The organism is Mycobacterium sp. (assembly GCF_019243155.1).
Classification (GTDB): Bacteria; Actinomycetota; Actinomycetes; order Mycobacteriales; family Mycobacteriaceae; genus Mycobacterium.
This window is the reverse complement of record NZ_JAFAUS010000032.1, coordinates 1-16,573: the sequence shown is the minus strand read 5'-3', so window position 1 is coordinate 16,573 and position 16,573 is coordinate 1. Positions and strand designations below refer to the sequence as shown.

16 protein-coding genes are annotated in these 16,573 nt (G+C 65.3%); 12 read left to right on the top strand and 4 right to left on the bottom strand.

Annotated features, from left to right (window positions below):
- Both JOZ00_RS01770 and JOZ00_RS01765 read left to right on the top strand, forming a co-directional pair.
- Positions 1-664 (top strand): alpha/beta hydrolase (locus JOZ00_RS01770; protein WP_293338859.1); only part of this gene is annotated, 664 nt, incomplete at its 5' end.
- Positions 665-711: 47 nt separating this feature from the next.
- Positions 712-1,524 carry a class I SAM-dependent methyltransferase gene (locus JOZ00_RS01765; protein ID WP_293338856.1) on the top strand — a complete coding sequence of 271 codons (813 nt, stop codon included), beginning with the start codon at positions 712-714 and terminating at the stop codon, positions 1,522-1,524.
- Between the two features lie 4 nt (positions 1,525-1,528).
- Here JOZ00_RS01765 and JOZ00_RS01760 read toward each other — a convergent pair whose 3' ends face one another.
- Positions 1,529-2,548, bottom strand: a complete 1,020-nt coding sequence (locus tag JOZ00_RS01760) for a nitronate monooxygenase (protein ID WP_293338853.1) — start codon at positions 2,546-2,548, stop codon at positions 1,529-1,531.
- 111 nt (positions 2,549-2,659) lie between these two features.
- Here JOZ00_RS01760 and JOZ00_RS01755 point away from each other — a divergent pair, with 111 nt between their 5' ends.
- The 5 genes from JOZ00_RS01755 to JOZ00_RS01735 are packed head-to-tail and all read left to right on the top strand — an operon-like array spanning position 2,660 to position 8,448.
- A complete protein-coding gene (locus JOZ00_RS01755; RefSeq protein WP_366022227.1) occupies positions 2,660-4,261 on the top strand; it encodes an arylsulfatase in 1,602 nt (533 codons plus the stop codon).
- Between the two features lie 41 nt (positions 4,262-4,302).
- Positions 4,303-5,538, top strand: a complete 1,236-nt coding sequence (locus JOZ00_RS01750) for an FAD-dependent oxidoreductase (protein WP_293338848.1) — start codon at positions 4,303-4,305, stop codon at positions 5,536-5,538.
- A complete protein-coding gene (locus tag JOZ00_RS01745; protein ID WP_293338846.1) occupies positions 5,531-6,535 on the top strand; it encodes a Gfo/Idh/MocA family oxidoreductase in 1,005 nt (334 codons plus the stop codon). Before JOZ00_RS01750 ends, JOZ00_RS01745 begins: the two co-directional genes overlap by 8 nt.
- A gap of 4 nt (positions 6,536-6,539) precedes the next feature.
- On the top strand, positions 6,540-7,607 hold the full coding sequence (locus tag JOZ00_RS01740; protein ID WP_293338843.1) for a putative zinc-binding metallopeptidase: 1,068 nt from the start codon (positions 6,540-6,542) through the stop codon (positions 7,605-7,607).
- Positions 7,608-7,617: 10 nt separating this feature from the next.
- The gene (locus tag JOZ00_RS01735; RefSeq protein ID WP_293338840.1) at positions 7,618-8,448 is read left to right on the top strand and encodes a class II glutamine amidotransferase; all 831 of its coding nucleotides are present in this window, start codon (positions 7,618-7,620) and stop codon (positions 8,446-8,448) included.
- Here JOZ00_RS01735 and JOZ00_RS01730 read toward each other — a convergent pair.
- The 3 genes from JOZ00_RS01730 to JOZ00_RS01720 all read right to left on the bottom strand — a co-directional run bounded on the left by JOZ00_RS01730 (position 8,445) and on the right by JOZ00_RS01720 (position 11,468).
- The gene (locus JOZ00_RS01730) at positions 8,445-9,263 is read right to left on the bottom strand and encodes a TIM barrel protein (protein WP_293338837.1); all 819 of its coding nucleotides are present in this window, start codon (positions 9,261-9,263) and stop codon (positions 8,445-8,447) included. The two genes, JOZ00_RS01735 and JOZ00_RS01730, sit on opposite strands and share 4 nt — an antisense overlap.
- A 1-nt stretch (position 9,264) precedes the next feature.
- Positions 9,265-9,852: a preprotein translocase subunit SecD gene (locus tag JOZ00_RS01725; protein ID WP_293338865.1), complete on the bottom strand. Its 588-nt coding sequence runs from the start codon at positions 9,850-9,852 to the stop codon at positions 9,265-9,267.
- Positions 9,853-9,947: 95 nt separating this feature from the next.
- Positions 9,948-11,468 carry a phospholipase C gene (locus JOZ00_RS01720; RefSeq protein WP_293338863.1) on the bottom strand — a complete coding sequence of 507 codons (1,521 nt, stop codon included), beginning with the start codon at positions 11,466-11,468 and terminating at the stop codon, positions 9,948-9,950.
- A gap of 274 nt (positions 11,469-11,742) precedes the next feature.
- On the opposite strand from JOZ00_RS01720, the gene JOZ00_RS01715 reads away from it, so the two are divergent.
- The 5 genes from JOZ00_RS01715 to JOZ00_RS01695 all read left to right on the top strand — a co-directional run.
- Complete coding sequence (locus JOZ00_RS01715; RefSeq protein WP_293338834.1) at positions 11,743-12,429, top strand: TetR family transcriptional regulator C-terminal domain-containing protein; 687 nt, start codon at positions 11,743-11,745, stop codon at positions 12,427-12,429.
- A 249-nt stretch (positions 12,430-12,678) separates the two neighbouring features.
- Positions 12,679-13,878, top strand: a complete 1,200-nt coding sequence (locus JOZ00_RS01710; RefSeq protein WP_293338831.1) for a cytochrome P450 — start codon at positions 12,679-12,681, stop codon at positions 13,876-13,878.
- A complete protein-coding gene (locus JOZ00_RS01705; protein ID WP_293338828.1) occupies positions 13,878-14,714 on the top strand; it encodes a mycofactocin-coupled SDR family oxidoreductase in 837 nt (278 codons plus the stop codon). Before JOZ00_RS01710 ends, JOZ00_RS01705 begins: the two co-directional genes overlap by 1 nt.
- Before the next feature lie 38 nt (positions 14,715-14,752).
- Entirely contained in the window at positions 14,753-15,724 is a 972-nt protein-coding gene (locus JOZ00_RS01700; RefSeq protein WP_293338825.1) for an enoyl-CoA hydratase/isomerase family protein, read from the top strand.
- 28 nt (positions 15,725-15,752) lie between these two features.
- Positions 15,753-16,573: CoA transferase (locus JOZ00_RS01695; RefSeq protein WP_293338861.1), on the top strand; the 821-nt coding region annotated here is incomplete at its 3' end.

Genomic DNA, 16,573 nt, shown 5'->3' with positions numbered 1-16,573 from the left:
CGACCGGCTGGCCGCCGACCTCGCCGACGTCCTCACCGCGCTTCGGGTATCGGGGCCCCTCACCCTGGCGGGACACTCGATGGGCGGCATGACCGCGCTGGCATACCTCAGCCGCCCGGCCGCCGAGCGTCCGGTCGAACCGCAGGGTTTGGTCCTGATTGCGACCGCGGCGGGCCGCCTCGCCGAGCGGGGGATCGGCCGCCTGCTGAACACCCGTGCCACCGAGATGGTGTTCGAGTTGGTCCACCACATGCCCCGCCGGGCCGTGGACAAGGCGGTCAGCGGGCTCGTGCAGCCCCTGTGCGACGGCCTCACCAAATACGCGGGCGCGAGCTGGAAGGGCGCTGCCGCACTCGCGGCATCGGCCGTTCGCACCACCCCGCTGACGACGGCAGCCGGCTTTCTGCCCGGCCTGAAGCGGTACAACGAGTACGGCGGCTTATCTTCGATCGTCGCCAACACGATCGTCATCAGCGGCGGTGCGGACCTGGCGACCCCTGTTGCACACGCACGGGACATGGTCGCGGCCATCCCGGGCGCCGCCCACCTGCACCAGCCCGACGCCGGGCACATGCTCCTGCAAGAGCACCCGAAGTGCGTCAACGCCGCTATCGACCACATCCTGGAAATGCAGACCGATTGCACCCTGACCGCGGCCGGTTGAATGCTGACCATTATCGACTAGCGTGCCATGGGGGAGGGCTTCATGAGATGACCAAAGTCGACTTCAGTTCCGTCCCGTGGGGCTCCGTGGAGTGGACGAACCTCGTCACACTGTACCTGCGTGCCTATGAAAGCCGTTCGGAGCGACCAGTTCTCGGTGATCACGACGCTGCGGCGGCGGTGGATCGGATCGACTACGACTTCGACAGGATTCGCCGGACGTCGTTCCCGGCGTCGAACCAGTATCTGGTCGCGTTACGGGCCAAACAGCTCGACGACTGGTGCACCCGTTTCCTGCGACGCCGACCCGAGGCCGTTGTCCTGCATCTGGGTTGCGGGCTCGACGGCCGCGCTTTTCGGCTGGATGTGCCGCCATCGGTGTCGTGGTTCGACGTCGACCAGCCCGGCGTCATCGAGTTACGCCGCAAGCTGTACGACGACACCGAGCGTTACCGGATGGTCGGATCGTCGGTAACCGACCCCCAATGGCTGGAGCAGGTTCGGCCCGGACGTCCCACCCTGGTCGTCGCCGAGGGCCTGCTGATGTACCTGAGCGAGGACGAAGTCCGGGAGCTGTTAGCGCGCTTGACCGACCGATTCGACGGCGGGGAAATGCTTTTCGACACCCTCTCGGCGCTGGCACCACTGCTGTCGAGGCTGTTCACGAGGGGGATCATCAAGTGGGGTGTGCGCGACGCGGGCGTTCTGCAGCGCTGGAACCCGAAATTGAGACTGCTCGAACGCTCGCCCGCACTGGCCGGCTACGAGAAGATCCCGTCGCCCGTCGTGCGGCTGATGTACAAGCTGACGTGGGCGACACCCGGCCGCAGCTACGACGTGCTGAACCGCTTCGAATTCTGACCTGTCACAGGTCGCAAGCCAGTCGCCGCAGGATGTCGGCCGCGGGTTCGGCGGTGGCATTCCGGTAACCGGTGCCCGCCCACAGATGGACATAGTCGGGTTTTCCCGCCGCGGCGGCGGCCTTGCGCAGCGGGCTGGTGAGGTAGTGAATCGCCGGATACCCCAGCGGCGCCTCGGCTTCGTGCGCGTCGATGAACGCATTGCGCAGGCCGCGGGCCGGGCGACCGGTAAAGGCCCGGGTGATCACGGTCTCGGTCCGGGCCGCATCGGTGAGTGCGGCCTGGTGAGTGGCCGACGCGCCACTTTCGTTGGCGCGCAACAATACCGTCCCGACAACGGCCGCCGCCGCTCCCGCACGGATCACGTCGGCAACCGCGCCGGAAGTGGCGAGTCCGCCCGCGGCCATCACCGGCAGCGGGACGGTCGCGACGACTCGTTCGACGAGTTCGGTGATCGGGACCGGCGTCAGGGGCTGCTGCGGCGAAAGCGTGCCCGAGTGTCCGCCGGCGGCCGCCGCCTGGACGGCGAGCATGTCGACGCCGGCTTCGTGCGCCTGCTTGGCCTCCTGCGGCGTCGTGACCGTCTGAACCACAACGCTATTGGCCCGTTGCAGCGCGGCGATCACGCTGCGCGCCGGGATGCCGAAGGTGAACGACACCATCGGGACCGGGTCGTCGAGCAGCAGCGCGATCTTCTCGTCGAACCTGTCGGTGTCCTCGATCGGCTCCGGGGGCAGGGTCAACCCGAATTGGTCGGCATCCCGCTGAATTATCGCGGCGTAGGCGTGGTACCGGTCGTGGTCGACCGGTACCGGGTTGGGAGCAAAAACGTTGATGCCGAACGGGATTCCCTCGGAACGCACGCTTTTGATCTCAGCTTCGACGGCCTCCACGGTCTTGTACCCGGCGGCCAACATTCCCAGGGCGCCCGCACTGGTCGCGGCCGACACCATCGCAGGCGTGGTCGGACCGCCCGACATCGGGGCGGCGACCAGCGGAATGGACATCCCAAACTCTGCCAACATCTCAGTGCCCTTTCGGTGTCCCGGGCGGATAGCGCCGCCTCGACAATATCGGCGATGACGTCCGCGCCGCAGCATTCCACCCCGTAACCGGACCTGGCAGGATGCATGAGCGTGACGCGGCCCAACTTCCTCGTGATCGTTGCAGACGACCTCGGATTCTCCGATATCGGCGCTTTCGGTGGCGAGATCGATACGCCCAATCTCGATCGGCTGGCCCACGCGGGGGTCCGATTCACCGATTTCCATTCGGCGCCGGCGTGCTCGCCCACCCGCTCGCTGCTGTTGACCGGAACGGATCACCACGTCGCGGGCATCGGCACGATGGCCGAGGTCGTGCCCCCCGGATTTCGCGGCGCCCCAGGCTACGAGGGCTATCTGAACGACCGCGTCGTCGCGTTGCCCGAGTTGCTGCGCGACGCGGGTTACCTGACGCTGATGTCGGGCAAGTGGCACCTGGGCACCACCATCGAGACATCGCCGTGGTCACGCGGCTTCGAGCGATCGTTCGCCCTTTTGCCGGGCGGCGCCAGCCACTACGGCGGTTCCGGGGCGGTCGGATTCCTGCCCGCACCAACGCTTTACACCGAAGACGACCAGTTCACCACGGTCGGCGACGACTTCTACTCATCGGACTTCTACGCCGACACGCTGCTGCGTTACCTGCGCGAACGCGCACCGGAGGACGACCGGCCGTTCTTCGCCTACCTGCCGTTCCAGGCCCCGCACTGGCCGCTGCAAGCGCCCCAGGAGTCCATCGCTAAATACCGCGGCCGGTACGACGCCGGCCCGGACGCCCTGCGCGAGGAACGTCTGGCGGCGCTCAAGCGGCTCGGCCTGTGCGCGCCTGACGTCGAACCGCATCCGGTCGTGCCCGACGGCGCCCCGGAGTGGGCCGACATGACCGCCGAAGAGCGCGCGCTGTCGGCCCGCAGTATGGAGGTCTATGCCGGGATGGTCGACCGGATGGATCAGAACATCGGCCGAGTGATCGACTACCTGACCGACACCGGCGAGCTGGACAACACGGTCGTCCTCTTCATGTCCGACAACGGCGCGGAAGGCGCGATCGTGGAGGCCATGCCGATCCTGGGTGACCTGATCGCCGCGCAGATCGAAAAGCATTGCGACAACAGCGTCGAGAACGTCGGCGCCCCCAACTCGTTCATCTGGTACGGCCCCCGCTGGGCACAGGCGGCCACCGCGCCATCACGGTTGCATAAGGCGTTCACCACCGAAGGCGGCATCCGGGTGGTCGGCTTCGTCACGTGGCCGGGCTTTTCCCGTCAGCAACAAATCGGCACGGCGTTCACCACCGTCATGGACATCGTGCCTACCGTGCTGGAGCTCGCCGGAACGGCGCATCCCGGTACGGCCTACCGCGGCCGTGAGGTGGAACCCGTGCGCGGCCGCTCGCTGGTGGGGTACTTGTCGGGCGGCGCGGAGACCGTGCATGAGGCCGACACGAGCACGGGATGGGAGTTGTTCGGCCGCCGCGCCGTTCGACAGGGCGACTGGAAGGCGCTGTATCTGCCCGCACCGTACGGTCCGGGCAGCTGGCAACTCTACGACCTGGCTTCCGACCCGGGCGAGATCCACGATCTGGCCGCGTCGCAGCCTGACAAGCTGGCCGAGTTGCTGGCACTGTGGGACCGCTACGTCGAAGAAAACGGCGTGCTTCTGGAACCCGTCTCGGTTTTCGACGCCCACCTTTAGAGCACCGCCGGGGGACCCACCGCCCCTATGCTTAGACGCTAATGGCGGAGACAACGACGTGCGCGGTCGTCGGGGGTGGCCCGGCCGGGATGGTCCTTGGGCTGCTGCTGGCTCGGGCCGGCGTGGAGGTCACGCTGTTGGAGAAGCACGGCGACTTCCTGCGCGACTTTCGTGGCGACACGGTGCATCCGACGACGATGCGGCTGCTCGACGAGTTGGGCCTGTGGGAGCGCTTTGCGGACCTGCCCTTCACCGAGGTGCGCAAGGCGGAATTCGAATCGAACGGCCGCTCGGTGACCTATGTCGACTTCGAGCGCCTGCGACAGCCGCATCCCTTCGTCGCGATGGTGCCGCAGTGGGACCTGCTGAACCTGCTCGCCGACGCCGCGAAGACCGAGCCGAACTTCGTTTTGCGACTGAACACCGAGGTCACCGCTCTCGTGTGGGAGTCCGGCAGGGTCGCGGGCGTGCACTACCGGGCGCCCGAGGGACCCGGTGAGCTGCGCGCCGACCTGACGGTCGCGTGTGACGGCCGATGGTCGATCGTGCGGCAGGAGGCCGGGCTGAAAGCCCGCGACTACCCGGTGAAGTTCGACGTGTGGTGGTTCAGGCTGCCGCATGAGGAGGACACGGAATTCTCGTTCGTGCCCCGCGCGGGTCCCGGCAAGGCGCTCGCCGTGATTCCGCGGGAGCGTTACTTCCAGATCGCCTACCTCGGGCCGAAGGGCACCGACGCCCAGTTGCGCGCGCGGGGCATCGACGCGTTCCGCAGTGACGTCGCCGGGCTGCTGCCCGACATGCCCAACTCTGTCGCGGCGCTGACATCCATGGATGACGTCAAGCATCTGGACGTCCACGTGAATCGATTGCGCCGCTGGCACACCGAGGGACTGCTGTGCATCGGGGACGCCGCGCACGCGATGTCCCCGCTGGGCGGCGTCGGCATCAACCTGGCCGTCCAGGATGCCGTGGCGGCCGCGACGTTGTTGGCCGAACCGCTGCGGCGACACCGGGTCACGGGGCGCGAACTGGCCGCGGTCCGCCGCCGGCGCATGTTGCCCACCGCGGTGACTCAGGCGGTCCAACGGGTGCTACACCGCAGGCTTGTCGGGCCGATGCTGCGCGGTGCGGACCCGACCCCGCCCGCGGCGCTCTTCACTCTGATGAAGCGGCTGCCCTGGTTGTCGGTTGTGCCCGCCTACTTCATCGGCGTCGGGGTCCGCCCCGAGCATGCGCCGCCCTTCGCCCGCCGAGGACCTGGTGAGCACAATGGCTGAGTCTGTAAACGCAAACCCGTTGCGCATCGGTGTACTTGGTGCCGCGCGCATTGCGCCGTTGGCACTCATCAGCCCGGCCCGGGAAAACGCCGCCGTCACGGTTGCCGCGGTGGCCGCCCGAGACGAGTCGCGTGCGCGCACCTATGCCGCCAAACACGGGATCGCCTCGGTGCACGGCAGCTACCAAGCGCTGCTCGACGCACCCGACATCGACGCGATCTACAATCCGCTGCCAAACGGGTTGCACGGCAAGTGGACCCGCGCAGCACTGGCCGCCGGTAAACACGTGCTGTGCGAAAAGCCGTTCACCGCCAATGCGGCCGAAGCCCGTGAGATCGCCGATCTTGCAGCGAAATCCGACCGGGTGGTGATGGAGGCCTTCCACTACCGCTATCACCCGCTGACTCTGCGCGCCGAGGAGATCATCGCTTCGGGAGAGCTGGGCAAGCTCAAGCGGGTCGAGGCCGCGCTGTGCTTCCCCCTGCCGAAGTTCTCCGACATCCGCTACAACTACTCGCTCGCCGGCGGCGCGACGATGGACGCCGGGTGCTATGCGGTCCACATGGCCCGCACATTCGGGGGGTCGACCCCGGAAGTCGTTTCCGCGCAGGCGAAATTGCGTGATCCGCAGATCGACCGCGCGATGACGGCCGAGCTGCAGTTCGCGGGTGGCCACACCGGTCGGGTCCGCTGCTCGATGTGGTCGTCGCGGTTGCTGCAGATCAGCGCTCGCGTCGTCGGTGAGGCCGGGGAACTGCGAATCTTAAACCCGGTGATGCCGAAATACTTTCACCAGCTGACGGTCCGATCGCCGAATGGCAAACGGGTGGAACGCTTCGGGCATCGCGCCTCCTACGCCTATCAGCTCGACGCGTTCGTCGGGGCCGTGCTGACCGGCGAGCCGGTGAAGACAACCCCGGACGATGGCATCGAGAACATGACCGTCATCGATGCGATCTATCGCACCGCCGGCCTTCCGCTGCGTTATCCGAGCTGAGCTCATGCGCGCGTTCGCCTGCCCCGCTTGCGGAGGCTTTGCCCCATTCGAATCGCGACACTGCCCGAATTGCTTTGCCGAGCTGGGATTGCATGTCCCGAGCCGCACCATGGTGGCGACCACGTCGGGCAGGGCAGTAATCGACGATCACATGTGGGTGGCATGCACCAGGTCGGACATCCTGGATTGCAACTGGTTGGTCCCCGAGCACCAGGAATTCGGCGGTCCGCAGGGGCGCTGTCTGGCGCATTCGCTGATCCGTCGTCAGCCCGAGGCCGACGACACCATCGCGATGGAGAAGCTGGCGTCGACCGCATTTGCGTTGCGGCGGTTGGTCTATCAACTCATCGACGTCGGTCTGCCCGTCGACCCGTACTGGCGTCGGGAGGGAGGGCTCGCTTTCGATCTGGTGTCCAGTTACAGCGCCGGCGAGCGGGTGGTGATCGGTCACGCCGGCGGGGTGATCACCATCGATCTGGTCGAGTCGCTGGACGCCTACCGGGAATCGCTGCGAGTCCACCTCGGCGAGCCCTACCGCACCATGCTGGGCCATTTTCGCCACGAGGTCGGCCACTACTACCAGAGCATCCTCGTGGAAAGCGGTCCCGGGGCGGCGCGCTATCTCGACGAGTGCCGCGAGATCTTCGGCGACGAGCGCGCGGATTATCAGGGAGAGATCGCGCGACACTACAAATTCGGCGCCCCCGCCGACTGGAACGGCTCCTACATCTCCGAGTACGCGACGATGCACCCCTGGGAGGACTTCGCCGAGTGCTTCGCGCACTATCTGCACATCACCGACATCGTCGACACCTCCTGCGAAGCCGGACTGGTCCTGCACGCCGACAGGGTCCGCTTTTCCTTTCCCCACGACATCGTGCCGCGCGCGTCGTATGACGATGCACCGATCGAACAGCTGCTGGACGACTGGAAGTGGTTGGCGCTGTTCTTCAATCGGGTCAACATCGCGATGGGTAAGAACCCGCTCTACCCGTTCCAGATCCCGCCACCCGTAGTCCGCAAGCTGGGGTTCGTCCACAAAGTGGTCCGCGAGACCGCGCTCAGCAGATAGGGAGAGTGACATGTGTCGATGGGTCGGATACCTGGGCAGCCCGATCGCGCCGAGGGAGTTGCTGCACGATCCGCAGTACTCACTCATCGAGCAGAGCCGCAGGCATGCGCCGAACATGGAGATTCCCAATGGCGATGGGACGGGGCTGGGTTGGTACGAGCACCGCCCGGAACCGGCGCTGTTTCGCAGCATCACTCCGGCGTGGGGAGACGAGAACCTACTGGAACTCGCGACCGAAATTCGCAGCCGGCTGTTTCTTGCCCACGTGCGCGCCGGCACCGGGACTCCGGTGCAGCAAACCAACTGTCACCCGTTCCGCTACCGCAACTGGCTGTTCGTGCACAACGGGCACGTCGGCGGGTACCCGCGGCTGCGCCGCGACCTGCTGCTGGCTGTTCGTCCCGACCTGTTCGGCAATGTAGCGGGCTCGACGGATTCGGAGTTGCTGTTTCACCTCGCACTCACCTTTGGGCTCGAGGACGAACCGATCACCGCGATCGCACGGATGGCGGGTTTCGTCGAGGAAGTCGCCGCGGCAGCCGACTTGGATGAACCGGCGTTGCAGATGACGCTGGGGGTGAGCGATGGCGTGCGGCTGTACGCGGTCCGTTACGCCAGTGGGCCGGAAGCGAATACGTTGTTCGTGAGCGAAGATCCGGGCGCGGTTCGGATGCTGTACCCGCACGACGAAGGTCTGGAACACTTCGCCGACGATGCCCGCGTGGTGGTCTCTGAACCGCTGACCCGGTTACCTGGAATGTGGCGGGAAGTGCGGGCGGGAACGGCACTGATCATCGGCGCGGACATCGAAGAACGAGCCTTTCAACCGATCGGCACCTAGGACAACAACCGCCGCGCGGCCTCGACGCACGGCCGGAGCCGATCGATCGGGCTGACGCCCGCCAGCGCCAATGACCTTCTCGGCACTTCGATTTCGAGCACCACGTCGGCCGGAAGCGCCGAAAGGATGTCGGCGAGGGGAAGCTCGCCTTCCCCGGGAACCATCCGCTCGAACATGGCCTCCTCCATGTAATTGTCGAGCCGTGGTTGCAGCGTGGTGTCGTTGAGTTGGGCGTAACCGATGACAGCGGGATCGATGGCCGCGATGTCGGCGGGTCCCGAACCGGACCGCACCAAGTGCATGGTGTCGATCAACAGCCGAAAGTCAGTTCTGCCAACGTGTTCCTTGGCGGCCAGCGCCGTGGGCAAGTCGGCCACGGTCAGGCCGGGCACCGGTTCGACGACCGTTTCGATGGCCCGTGAAGCGGCCAGATCCGTGAGCGCGCCGAACTGGTCGAACGTCCGCGCAAGATCCGGGTCGAGGCTGACCACGTTGATTCGCGGAACTCCGAGCTCGGCAAGCACGTCGAGGTCCGCGGCCAGCGCGCGCACGTCGGCGCCCGGCAGCACGAGAAACCCGTCACCGAGCGAAATGGTCACGCCGTTGTCACGCATCACGGCGAACAAGTGATTCCTCAGCGCCGCATCGTCTTTCAGTGAAAAGGGTGGATAGCCGAGGGGCACCAACGGCATTCCCTGCACCGCGACCGAGACGTGCCGGCAGCCGAGGTCCGCGGCAAGCTGCACCAACTCGGTTGGCGGAAGGCCGAATACGCTGAGCATGCCGATGCCGAGGCGCTCGGTGTGCGGGGTCATGTCACCCGGGGCGGCCCGCGAGTTGGGCCAACTGTGCGGCCCCCTGGGCGGTTTGGGTGGTCAGCGCGATCCGCCCGGAGGTGACCTGGTCTTCGATGATCGGCGCTTCCAGCACGAGGTTGTCGCGGACGAACGCCATGTGATCCTTGAGATGCGCGGCGGTGAATGTCGCCCACGCGTCCGCCGACGGCGGGTCCAGGATCAACGTCACCTCGAAGAAGTCCGCGGTCAGCGACTTCGGTGGGTCCACGTGGATCAAACCGAGCTGCATCGCCTCCGGCCCCAGGGTGTAGACGGTGGTCCGCGCGATGTCGCAGGTGGTGAGCGTCGCGGTTGGTGCGGCGGGAGGATCGGGGTTCGTCGCCGGGCATTTTTCAGGCGTTGTCAGCTGCGATTTGCGCACCGGCCGGACCGGCAACGGCTGGATCCGCAGTATCGGTGCGACCGTCGTTGTGGTGGTGGCGGGCGGCGGGGTGGTGGTCGTCGTGGTGGTGGTCGTGCGTGCGGGCTGATGCGGCGCCGACTGGCAGCTACACACCAGTGCGGCAAGCAGACTGACGCCGGCAGCCTGGGCGATGAATGCCCGCACATGGCGGCACGCGCGTCCGAATACCCTGTCACTCACGAAAACCGTTGCACTCCCTGCTGTTTACGATTGGTTGTCCGCAACTCATCTGGCGCTCATCAGCACAGGCCGCTGGCGACGGTGCGGGTCGGCGACGTTGCCTGAATCGGCATGGCCTGCGGATACGGTACGCGATACGGGATTCCCACGTCCAAGGTCCCCAGGGCAACGTTCGGAATGCACTGCGGCAGTTTCTGCACCGTTTCCAGCCCGGGATGGTCCAGGTTCGGCCGCGACAGGTCGGGTGCGGCCGCGAAGTTGAACGCCGACGTCATATCGCCCGTGACGCTTCGCCGCCACGGGGTGAGGTTGGGAACCGGTACGCCGAAACGTGTTTCGATCAAACGCAATTGTGAGGTGTGGTCGAACGTGCCGTGTGCCATCAGCCCGCCGCGGCTATAGGGAGAGATGACGAAACAGGGGACGCGAAAGCCCAGACCGATGGGCCCGCGAATACCGCCGGAGCCGGCCACCGAATTGATGTCCGGCACGCTGATGTATTCGCCCGGAGTTCCAGGGGGAGGCGTGGGTGGCGTCACATGGTCGAAGAATCCGCCGTTTTCGTCATAGCTCACGATCAGCGCGGTCTTTTCCCACACCGCCGGATTGGACATCAAGATCTTGATGATGTTCACCAGTGCCAACGCGCCTGCCGCCGGCAGGGTTGCGGGGTGCTCGCATTCGAGGACATTGGGAATCACCCAGGAGACCTGGGGCAGCCTGTTGGCACGGACGTCCGCGATGAAGCTAGCGGGATAGGCGGGCGTTAGCCCGAACCGAGAAGAATCCGAGTTCGGCGCACCTGTCTGCTTGAAATAGTTGACGAAGTTGCCGAAGGTCAACGAGGAAACGATGGGGCCAAGGGTCTTGTTGCGATACACCTTCCAGCTGACGCCGGCATCGCTGAGATTCTGCGGCATCGTTCGCCAGCTGAACTTCCGGATCGGATCGATCGCGGGGCTTTCCAGTTCCGGCCCACCGTACTGACCGTCGGGGTCGATCGTCGCGCTCAGCCAGTACAACCGGTTGGGCAATGTCGGTCCCAACACCGAGCAGAAGTACTGGTCGCACAGCGTGAACGCGTCGGCAAGCATGTAGTGGACCGGGATGTCTTCTCGCGTGTAATAGCCCATGACGGTGGGCGTGTGGGCGGCCGATCGGGTCTTCGCCTGCGCGGGCAGCCAGTTATCGTTGGCGCCGCCGTTCCACGAGTTGTGTAGCGCTGTCCAGGAGTGATCGGGGTCGTTGAGGCATTCGCCGTCGCGCAAAGGGCCCTGGGTGGTGTCGAACCGATAGGGGAGCGTGACGCCGGCGGGATCCAGTTTTCGCGTCTGCGGGTTCCAGCCCCTCTGCGCGAAGAGCGGCGAGCCGGAGTCGAAGCCGTTGGTGCCGGAGAGCGTTCCGAAATAGTGATCGAACGACCGGTTCTCCTGCATGAACAAAACAAAGTGCTCGATGTCATTCAAATGTCCCGAACACGGGCCCGCTCCATAGGCTTTCTCAATGACAGGACCCGCCATCGAGAGCAAAGCGCCGGTGCCGCCGGCTGCCGCCTTCGCCAGAAATTTTCGGCGCGAGATGCCGTCGGGGTGGCGTCTACTCAACCGGCGTGGCCTCCTGTCGGAGATATTTGACTCAAGGTAGAGGACCCACGGCCACCTGCCGCGACGCGCCGATCGGCGTGTCGCGCCCGAAAATGGCGGTTGACGGCCAATACGGTTGGCCACGATCGTTTTCAAGAGCAGAGCGAAACTGAAGAATTCGGTTCTCTGAATCGCGCCGGTGCCCGAGATTGAGGCACCTTTGCCGACACTACGAATATAGAGTAAGTTGTCGCTCCAAGATACGGATCACATGGACAAACGACGAAAGCCCAATCCCACGGAACGCCGCCGCGACCTATGCGATGCGGCCATCCAGTTGTTGGCCGACGACGGAGCCAAGGGGCTGAGCCATCTCAAGGTCGACCGCAAGGCCGACGTGCCCGACGGGACCAGCTCCTTTTACTTCCGGACCCGGTCGGCGCTGCTGCGCGCCGTGGCCGAGCGGTTGGTCGAGCTCGACCTGGACGACTTGCAGTCCGTGGCCGACGACACCGATGGGCGGGGCAACAATCCCTCGCCCTCGCGGCTGTCGCAGGTGGTGATCCGATCGAGTAGCGAGCCGCAGTTGTCCCGGACGAAGGCACGCTACGAGCTGACAATGCAGGCCGCCCGCGATCCGGCGCTGGCCGTCATCCTGCAGCAGGCCACGGACGAATTCACCAAGCTGCACCGGGAAATCCTGGTCCAGCTCATGCCGCACGGCGCGGAGCTGGAACCGGCCGTGGTCGAGGATCTGAGCAACGTCACGCTGACGTTCATCAACGGTCTACTGCAGCGGTTGGCGCACGGGGACCGAATTGTCGACACTCCGGAGCAACTCGACGGGATACTCTCCGCCATCGCCGCGGGCATCCTGCACAGTCAGCAGCGGGGCAGGCTCACCGAGGTGAGTGGTCCGACCCCGTCGGCCCGGCGCCGTGCCGCGGCATCGAGATGAGCGAAGAATCGGCGGCCGGCCGCGCGGCATGGGGTCTTGCCAGACCATTCGCCGATATGGTTCTCTACGAGAATAGAGTTACCCCATGCTGACGGGCCGTTTCAGCCAAGCCTGTGCGCATGTCAGGTCAACGCGATTAAGCGGAGTGTATAAATTGCCCGAACGGGATCCGGTGCTGCGACACTTGCAGCGCTAACGCTGTGCAGACGGTCAGGTATCCGGGAAAACGGCAGCGGTAGGAGGAATTTCGTGACGACGAGCACGGACAGCCATGTGCGATTCGATCCATACGATGTCGAGCTGATCGCCGACCCGTATCCCATGTTCGCGCGGCTGCGCGAAGAGGCTCCGCTTTACTACAACGCCGAATACGACTTCTTCGCCGTAAGCCGGTATGCCGACGTGAATAAGGCGCTGGTCGACCACGCCACGTTCAGCTCCGCCCGGGGCGCGATCCTGGAACTGATCAAGGCCAACATGGACATCCCGTCGGGGATGTTGATCTTCGAGGACCCGCCGATCCACGATGTGCACCGCAAGCTGCTGTCGCGCATGTTCACGCCACGCAAGATCAACGCGCTCGAGCCGATGATCCGGGACTTCTGCGCTCAGGCGCTCGATCCGCTTGTAGGCACGGGCCGATTCGACTTCGTCAATGACCTGGGCGCGCAGATGCCGATGAAGGTCATCAGCGCGCTGCTCGGCATCCCCGAAGACGACCAGGTGTTCGTTCGCGACCACGTCAACGCCCAGCTGCGCACCGAGGCCGGAAAGCCCATGGATCACACCAAGGGTCTATCGGTGGGCGAGATGTTCGAGGCCTACATCGAATGGCGCTCCGAGCACCCGTCCGACGACATCATGACGGAGCTGCTCAACGTCGAATTCGTCGACGACAAGGGCATCACGCGCCGGCTGACCCGCGACGAGATCCTCGTCTACCTCAACGTGGTCGCCGGGGCCGGAAACGAAACGACAACCCGGCTGATCGGTTGGTCCGGAAAAGTTCTGGCGGAGCACCCCGATCAGCGTCGTGAGCTCGCCCAGAACCCCACGCTCGTCCCGCAGGCCATCGAGGAACTGCTCCGCTACGAGCCGCCGGCGCCGCACGTGTCGCGCTACGTGACCCAAGACGTCACCTTCCACGACCAGACGGTGCCTGAAGGCAGCGTGATGATGATGCTGCTCGGCGCCGCGTGCCGCGACCCGCGCCAGTTCGGCCCGGACGCCGACGACTTCAACATTCACCGCACTGCCCGCCCGCACCTGACGTTCAGCGTCGGTGCCCATTTCTGCCTGGGCTCGGCTCTGGCACGCCTCGAGGGGCGCATCGCCCTCGAAGAGATCCTCAAGCGGTTCCCCGAGTGGGAGGTCGACATGACCAACGCAAAGCTCAGTCCGACGTCGACGGTGCGAGGCTGGGAGTCCATGCCCGCCCTGGTGCCGTGATGACCGGCCGCGTAGCGGGCAAGGTTGCATTCGTCAGCGGCGCCGCGCGCGGCCAGGGCCGCAGCCACGCGGTGCGCCTGGCGCAGGAGGGCGCCGACATCATCGCGATCGACATCTGCGAGACGATCGACAACACGCCCTACCCCGGTTCGACGCCGGAGGACCTCGACGAGACCATCGAGTTGGTGAAGGCCGAAAACCGTCGCATCGTCACCGCGCAGGTCGACGTCCGCGATTACGACGCACTCAAGTCCGCCGTAGACAGCGGTGTGGAACAGCTCGGCCGGCTCGACATCATCGTCGCCAACGCGGGCATCGGCAATCTCGGCAACAAGCTGCACAAGATCCGCGAGAACATCTGGCAGGACATGATCGACATCAACCTGTCCGGCGTGTGGAAGACCGTGAAAGCCGGTGTGCCACATCTGATCGAGGGCGGACGAGGCGGGTCCATCGTGCTCACCGGTTCCGTCGGGTCACACAAGGCCCTGGCCCACACCGGTCACTACATCGCCGCCAAGCACGGTGTCGTCGGCCTGATGCGCGCTTTCGCCGTCGAACTGGGACAGCACGGGATCCGGGTGAATTCGGTTCACCCGAGCCAGGTCAATACACCGATGACGATGAACGACATAACGTTTCGCCTGTTTCGGCCGGATCTGGAGAATCCGGGGCCCGAAGACTTCGCCCCGTTCTCACAGATGATGCACATGATGCCGGTGCCGTGGGTGGAGCCCGTCGACATCAGCAACGCCGTGCTGTTTCTCGCCTCTGACGAATCTCGTTATGTCACTGGTGTTTCGCTGCCCGTCGACGCGGGCGCTCTGCTCAAATAAGCGCTAACTCAAATAAACGAGAGAAGTTGGAGAAGACCATGCCCGAGTTCGACTACGAAAAGTTGAAGAAGGAAGCCGAACAGTACATCAAGTTCGAGAAGGACAAGAAGAACCGGATCGCCTACATCACCTTCGACCGCCCCGAGGCCCAGAACGCCACCAGCCTGGGGATGCGGCAGAACTACGCCGACCTGATCCACAAGTGCAACGTGGACGACGACGTAAAGGTGGTCGTGATCCGCGGTGAGGGCGAAGATTTCGGCAGTGGTGGAGACCTGCCCGAGCAGCGCCCGATGCTGGAGAACCCGGGCCTGCCGCTGCACCACGAGCTCGCGATCAACGATGACGACGTCAAGTACCCGCCGGGCGGCTCATACCGTTACCTGTCCACCGTCACCGACTTCTACGCCAAGGCGCGCGCCGGAAACCGTCCGCTGCAAGAGCTTCGGAAGATCAGCATCATCGAGGCCAAGGGCTACTGCTACGGCTGGCACTTCTACCAGGCCGGCGACGCCGACTTGGTGATCTCCTCCGACGATGCCCTGTTCGGGCACCCGGCCTTCCGCTACGTCGGCTGGGGACCGCGGCTGTGGTGGTGGGCCGAGACGATGGGTCTGCGCAAGTTCTCCGAAATGCTGTTCACCGGAAGGCCGTTCAACGCGAAAGAGATGTACGAGTGCGGCTTCGTCAACAGCGTCGTGCCGCGCGACCAGCTGGAGAAGGAAACCGAGAAGTACGCGCTGGCCTGCTCACGGTCCCGCCCGACCGACACCGTCGCGGTGCAGAAGACCTTCCTGGAGCTCTACAAGCAGCACAAGGGCGAGTACTTCGGCAGCCTGCTCACTGGCATGGTCGAGGGCATGTTGCCGATGATCACAAACGACGTGGAGAACACGGTCGACCTCACCGGAGGCACCTTCGAAAAGGGCCTCAACAACGTTGTGAAGGACAACGACCTGAACTTCCCGCCGGAGTGGCGTCTGAGCCGCTCGGGACGCAAGAAGCCCTGATCGCGTTAGGAGGGCTCGCACGTCGGCGCTGACTGGATTCAGGGTCGTCGAGCTAGCCGAATCCGTCGCAGGGGAGTACTGCGGAAAGCTGTTGGCCGACTTCGGCGCCGAGGTGATCAAGGTCGAGGCGCCGGGGTGCGGCAGCCCCACGCGGGCGATGGCGCCCATCCTGGCAGACGGGTGCGACGGCAGCGGGCTATTCGCGTACCTCAACACCAACAAGCGGTCCGTCGTGCTGGAGGTCGGCTCGGAACACCTGCACGAAATCATCGGCACCGCCGACGCGGTGATCGACGACCGCGACAGGGGTTGGGGCGAAAGGCATCCCGATGTGGTGTTCTGCGCCATCACGCCTTTCGGCGAGGGCGCAGGCGCGGAGTTCGCAAACGCAAAGAGCATCAACGTGTTTCACGCCAGTGGCTGGGGGTATCACACCCCCAGCCACCCGGATCCCGCCCGGCCGCCGCTGCAGGGACCGGGCCGGTTCCTCGCCGACTACGAGGCGGGGCTGGACGCGGCGCTCTGCGTCGTGTCCTCGCTCTTCGGGCGGATGCACACCGGCGCTGGCGAAGTCGTCGACGTGTCGGCTCAGGCCGTGCTGGCGTCGCGGGCCGACTGCATCGTGGGCAGGTTCGTCACCGGCGAGGTCCCGGCCGAGGGTCAGCGGGGCGATTTCGACCAGGCCGGTCCTGCATCGTTTTTCGCGTGCGGCGACGGATTCGTCTACCTGTACATGACCAACCGCGCGCACTGGCTGGGCGTCAGGGAACTCATGGGCCATCCGGACTGGTTCGACGATTTCGACGACGACTGGCTCGAGTTCTCGGTGACCGCGGAGAAGGTCGCGAC